The organism is Cupriavidus sp. MPR-AND1C (genome assembly GCF_058809705.1).
Map to the genome: position 1 here is coordinate 64078 of NZ_JBXASU010000037.1, position 5833 is coordinate 69910.

The 5833-nt window shown below is 66.9% G+C and carries 6 protein-coding genes; 4 read left to right on the forward strand and 2 right to left on the reverse strand.

The genetic code is table 11. The annotated features are described in order from the left end of the window. The first annotated feature begins 232 nt into the window (after nt 1-232). Together adk and AC1RWI_RS20325 are read left to right on the forward strand one after the other, a co-directional pair. Entirely contained in the window at nt 233-898 is a 666-nt protein-coding gene (gene adk / locus AC1RWI_RS20320; protein ID WP_043344041.1) for an adenylate kinase, read from the forward strand. Between the two features lie 179 nt (nt 899-1077). Then, a complete protein-coding gene (locus tag AC1RWI_RS20325; protein WP_043344040.1) occupies nt 1078-1836 on the forward strand; it encodes a 3-hydroxyacyl-CoA dehydrogenase in 759 nt (252 codons plus the stop codon). A gap of 27 nt (nt 1837-1863) precedes the next feature. Here AC1RWI_RS20325 and AC1RWI_RS20330 read toward each other — a convergent pair whose 3' ends face one another. Further along, a complete protein-coding gene (locus AC1RWI_RS20330) occupies nt 1864-2673 on the reverse strand; it encodes a helix-turn-helix transcriptional regulator (RefSeq protein WP_043344037.1) in 810 nt (269 codons plus the stop codon). A gap of 194 nt (nt 2674-2867) precedes the next feature. Here AC1RWI_RS20330 and AC1RWI_RS20335 point away from each other — a divergent pair, with 194 nt between their 5' ends. Beyond that, nucleotides 2868-3626 (forward strand): class I SAM-dependent methyltransferase, encoded by a 759-nt coding sequence (locus tag AC1RWI_RS20335; RefSeq protein ID WP_492868306.1) that lies wholly within the window; start codon nt 2868-2870, stop codon nt 3624-3626. A gap of 88 nt (nt 3627-3714) precedes the next feature. On the opposite strand, the gene AC1RWI_RS20340 is transcribed toward AC1RWI_RS20335, so the two are convergent. Beyond that, nucleotides 3715-4623 (reverse strand): LysR family transcriptional regulator, encoded by a 909-nt coding sequence (locus tag AC1RWI_RS20340; protein ID WP_043344033.1) that lies wholly within the window; start codon nt 4621-4623, stop codon nt 3715-3717. Nucleotides 4624-4718: 95 nt separating this feature from the next. Here AC1RWI_RS20340 and AC1RWI_RS20345 point away from each other — a divergent pair, with 95 nt between their 5' ends. Beyond that, nucleotides 4719-5741 (forward strand): bile acid:sodium symporter family protein, encoded by a 1023-nt coding sequence (locus AC1RWI_RS20345; protein ID WP_043344030.1) that lies wholly within the window; start codon nt 4719-4721, stop codon nt 5739-5741. Nucleotides 5742-5833: the final 92 nt, after the last annotated feature.

A 5833-nucleotide genomic window follows, 5' to 3' on the forward strand; every position in this document is an offset into this window, starting at 1 on the left:
CCGGCGGGCGCCGGGGCGCCCGGCCAAGGCTCGGTGGGGAGATGAAAAGTGAGCCCGATCGGTACCCGCCCGCCGCCAGCGGCAGAGGCGTCAGCGTGCCGGCCGTCAACAGACCAGACTCCGACCTGAGGCGCGCCGTCCCGACGGCGTTGGTAAGCCTCGCGTCAAGTTTCGGCGTTACCCTCCTTCCATTCCCCCTGCCATACAAGATTCAAAACTCTGAGGACCCGTAATGCGTTTGATCCTGTTGGGCGCACCTGGCGCCGGCAAAGGCACGCAAGCCCAGTTCATCTGCGAGAAGTTCGGCATCCCCCAAATCTCCACTGGCGACATGCTGCGCGCCGCGGTGAAGGCTGGCACGCCGCTAGGCGTGGCCGCCAAGAAGGTGATGGACGCAGGTGGCCTGGTGTCGGACGACATCATCATCGGCCTGGTCAAGGACCGCCTGCAGGCGGCCGATTGCAAGGACGGCTATCTGTTCGATGGCTTCCCGCGCACCATTCCGCAGGCCGAGGCCATGAAGGAAGCCGGCGTGGCGATCGACTACGTGCTGGAAATCGACGTGCCCTTCGATGCCATCATCGAGCGCATGAGCGGGCGCCGCGTGCACGTGGCATCGGGCCGCACCTACCACGTCAAGTACAACCCGCCCAAGGTGGAAGGCGTGGACGACACCACCGGCGAAGCGCTGATCCAGCGCGACGACGACAAGGAAGAGACCGTCAAGAAGCGCCTCGACGTCTACTCCCAGCAGACCCGTCCGCTGGTGGATTACTACTCCAAGTGGGCCGCCAATGGCGACGCCGCCGCCAAGGTGGCACCGCCGCAGTACCGCAAGATCGCGGGCGTTGGCAGCGTGGAAGACATCACTTCGCGTGTGTTCGAAGCACTGAAGTAAGCCACGCGCATCCGGCGCTGCAGGTGGAAAAGGCGACCCTCGGGTCGCCTTTTTTATTGCCGCCGCCGTCCGCCTTGATGGCACTGCCGAATTGACGTTTACGTAAACGTTATGCCAACATGCCGTATCTGCAGCGCCAGAAAACCAGAAGACCACACATCCAAGCGAGGAAGACAAAGATGGAAATCCGCGACAACGTATTTATCGTCACCGGCGGCGCCTCCGGGCTCGGCGAGGGCAGCGCCCGCATGCTGGCCGCCGCGGGCGGCAAGGTTGTGATCGCCGACCTTAACGAAGCCGCCGGCACCGCGCTGGCCGCCGAGCTGGGCGGGAAGTTCGTGCGCTGCGACGTCAGCAGCGAGGCCGACGGGCAAGCCACCGTGGCGGCAGCCACCACGCTGGGCCGCCTGGCCGGACTGGTCAATTGCGCCGGCATTGCCACCGCCAACAAGACGGTGGGCAAGAACGGCCCGCACCCGCTCGACGCCTTCGACAAGACCATCCGCGTCAACCTGATCGGCACCTTCAACATGATCCGGCTGGCTGCCGCGGCCATGGTGCAGAACACGCCCGACGCGCAAGGCGAGCGTGGCGTGATCATCAATACAGCGTCGGTGGCGGCCTTCGACGGCCAGATCGGGCAGGCCGCCTACGCGGCCTCCAAGGGTGGCGTGGTCGCCATGACGCTGGCCATCGCGCGCGACCTGTCGCGCGACGGCGTGCGCTGCATGACGATTGCCCCGGGGCTGTTCGAGACGCCGATGCTGCTGGGCATGCCGCAGGAGGTGCAGGACGCGCTCGGCAAGATGGTGCCGTTCCCGCCACGCCTGGGGCGCCCGGCCGAGTACGCGAAGCTGGTGGAATCCATCATTGCCAACACCATGCTCAACGGCGAAGTGATCCGGCTCGACGGCGCCATCCGCATGCAGCCGAAGTAACGCCGTCCTGGCCTTTGCCGGCAGGTTTCACGCCGGCATCAGCATCACCAGCGTCAGGCCCGGCGCGGCGGCCGGCACCAGCGTGAGCTGCTCGAAATGCAACAGCCCGCGCAATGGATGCTGAAAGCCGCGGCGCCCGCCCTGCCGCTCTTCCACATCCTGCGACAGCCAGTCGGCCCGGAACACCGGGCTCTGCGCAATGAGCCCCTCCACCAGCGCGCGCATCGGCGGATCGTCGGCATGGCGGATGCTGTGCGCGCGAAACTCCGACACCAGCCGCGCCGCCCGGTGCGGCCAGTCCTCCACCAATGCCTGCAAACCCGGCGATAAAAACATGCTGCGCAGCAGGTTGCGGTCTTCGCTGGCGGGATCGAGCCAGCCCACGAACAGGTCGGCGGCGGCGGCATTCCAGGCTAGCGCGCTCCATTGCCGGTCCAGCAGGTAAGCCGGGCCGTTGATGGCCTCCACGCTGGCGAGGACTGCTGCCGGCGCGTGTTCGTCCTGCGCCTGCATAGGGTCGCGCCGTCCAGCCAGCTCGAACAGGTAGGCCCGTTCCGCGCGCGACAGCCGCAGTGCGCCTGCCAGGCTGGCCAGCGCGCGGGCCGATAGCGCCACCGGCCGGCCCTGTTCCAGCCACGTCACCCAGGTCGCGCTCAGGCCGGCGAGCTGCGCCAGCTCCTCGCGGCGCAAGCCCGGCGTGCGCCGCCGCCGGCCGGGGGCCAGGCCGACTTCGGCCGGGGCCAGGCGCTCGCGGTGCGCCCGCAGGAAGCGGCCCAGCACGGCTTCGCGCGTGAGTTCGTGTGGCCTGGCGGGATCGGGGGGCGCGTATTCTGTCATGGAGGGCTGAGCGGGCAATGCAGATAGCCAGGCAAAAGCTGGTGCGTTTTATACCAGGATAAAACCCTGACTTGTACCGGGAAAACAGGCTGCTACAGTACGTCGAACCCGTTGTGCGGGCAAGCCCCCGTGACCAATCCAAAGGTCCCCGGTCACCAGAACCCACTAGCGGCCATTGCCGCCAGGAGTGCCACATGCAACAACAAGAACTCGTTGCCGCCCAGTTCGGCGCCACCGCCAGCGCCTACCTCACCAGCGCGGTCCACGCCCAGGGCGCGGACCTGCAGCAGCTTGCACAGGAACTGGCGGTGCTGCCGGCGGCGCAGGTGCTCGACCTGGGATGCGGCGCGGGCCACGCCAGCTTTGCCGCAGCGGGGGTCGCAGCGCAAGTGACGGCTTACGATCTGTCCGCGGAAATGCTGGCAGTCGTGCAAGGCGCGGCGCGCGACAAGGGGCTGGCGAACATCCACACCCGCCAGGGCGCCGCGGAATCGCTGCCCTTCGACGATGCCAGCTTTGACGCGGTGATCTCGCGCATGAGCGCGCACCACTGGCGCAATGTGCCGGCGGCGCTGGCGCAGATGTACCGGGTGCTCAAGCCGGGCGGCAAGGTCGTGCTGATCGATATCGCCGGCTCGGACGACCCGCTACCCGACACCTGGCTGCAATCGGTGGAGTTGCTGCGCGACCCGTCGCATATCCGTGACTACACCGGTACCGAGTGGAAAGCGATGCTGGAGACGGCGGGCTTCACGGCCAGCGTTTCGCCGGCCTGGCGCATCGAGCTGGAGTTCGCCACCTGGGTGCAGCGCATGCGCACGCCGCCCGTGGCGGTAGCCGCCATCCAGCACCTGTGGCAACTGGCGCCGGCGGAAGTACGCGACCACTACCTCGTCAAGGCCGACGGCAGCTTTGCACTGGAAGCGGTGATGGTCACGGCGACGCGCGGCTAAGCCGTTAAGCCGTTAAGCCGTTAAGCCGTTAAGCCGCTAAGCCGTTAAGCCGTTAAGCCGCCAGACCGCTAGGCCAGGCGGGCGCCCGTCATTGCGGCATGGCCGGTTCGGCCGGCAATGGCAGGCTCTGTACCATCTGCCACACGGCGGCGGCCGAGGGCGACAGGGAGCGGTCTTCCCGGCAGACCATGACGATGCGCCGCTCCTCGCGCGGCGTGAGCGGCCGCCAGACCAGAGGAGAGGCCGCCGGCAACGGCAGCGAGAACGAGGGCAGGACCGAAGCGCCGATGCCGGCCTCGACCATGCCAAACACGCTGGCTGAATGCCCCAGCTCCTGCACCACGCTGGGCGCCACGCCATGGCTGGCGAAAATGCGGTCGATCAGGGGCCGGCTGCCCGAGGCGAAATCCAGCAGCACCAGCGGTATGCCGTCCAGCGCGGACCACGGCACCGAGTCGGCATTGGCCAGCGGGTGATCACGCCGGCACACGAAGCAAAACGGATCGGTGGCCAGCGGCGCGATGGTCAAGCCTTCATGCGCCAACGGATCGATCAATACGCCAAAGTCCACAGCCCCCGCGCGGATCTGTTCGAGGCCATCGGCCTGCACGTTGTCGCGCACGCTGAGGCGGATATCCGGATACTGGCGCGCGCAGGTCGACACATACAGCGGCATCAGCCGCGCGGAGATCGTGGGTGCGCTGGCAATCACGACCCGGCCACGATAGCGCTCTCCAAGCTGACGCGTTTCTTCCAGCGTATCGTCCAGCTGGCCAAGCAGGCGCTCGATGGCAGGCGCCAGGGCCTGCCCCGCGTCGGTCACCACCACCTCCCGCGTGGTGCGGTCGAGCAAGCGCACGCCAAGTGCCTCTTCCAGCTCGGCAACACCCCGGCTGACCGCGGGCTGCGTCAGGCCAACAGCGTCCGCGGCACGGCTGAAACTGCCATGCCCGACCACAGCGAGGAAGACGCGCAACTGGCGCAATGTGTAATTCATGCGTTTATGAGATGAATGGATGCGATAAATGAATTTGCATTCTAGGCTTCGGTGGCGTCCAATACCAGGCGAAGCCCTTATCCAACCTTGCTGTCATGTCCGCCATCCTCTCACCCTTCAAGAAAATCTACGACCTGATCGACGGGTTCGTATTGATCATGCTGAGCGCCATCGGCATCGCGCTGCTGGCCCCGCAAATCGGCGCCGGCGACGGCCCGCTGCACCTGGGCATGGTCACCAACCTGGGCGTGGCCCTGGTGTTCTTCCTGCACGGCGCCGCGCTGTCGCGCGACAAGCTGGTGGCCGGCGCGCGCCACTGGCGCCTGCATGCGTTCGTGCAGAGCTTCACCTACATCGTCTTCCCGGTGGTCGGGCTGGCGTTGATGTTTGGCCTGCGCAACATGCTGCCCGCCGAGCTGCTGCTGGGCGTGTTCTACCTGTGCGCGCTGCCGTCCACCGTGTCGTCGTCCGTGGCGATGACCTCGATGGCGCGCGGCAACGTGCCCGGCGCGATCTTCAATGCCACCATCTCGGGCCTGATCGGCATGGCCGTCACGCCGCTTTTGATGGGCCTGGTGATCAGCGCCAGCGGCGCCTCGATGCCGCTGGGCAAGGCGCTGACCGGCGTGGCGCTGCAACTGCTGCTGCCGTTCGCGCTCGGCCAGCTGGCCCGCCCGCTGATCGGCAGCTGGCTGGCCAAGAAGAAGCAGATCACCAACAAGATCGACCGCGGCGTGATCGTGCTGATCGTGTATTCGTCGTTCTGCGACGCCACCGCCGCCGGCCTGTGGCACAAGTACAGCTGGGAAACCATCGGGGCCGTCATGGCGCTCGCCGCCGTGCTGCTGGTGGTGATCCTGGCCACCACCACCTTCACGGCGCGCCGCCTCGGCTTCTCGGTGGAAGATGAGATCACCGCGGTGTTCTGCGGCTCCAAGAAAAGCCTGGCCAACGGCATCCCGATGGCCAAGATCCTGTTTGCCGGCCATCCGGCGCTGGGCCTGCTGGTGCTGCCGCTGATGGTCTACCACCAGTTGCAACTGATCGTGTGCTCGGTGATTGCCTCGCGTTACGCCAGCCGCGACGCGCTGCCCGACGGGGCTACCGCCCGCGCCTGAGTGTCAGCGCCCCGCACGGCAAACGGCAAACGGCAAACGGCAAACGGCAAACGGCAAACGGCAAACGGCAAACGGCAAACGGCAAACGGCAA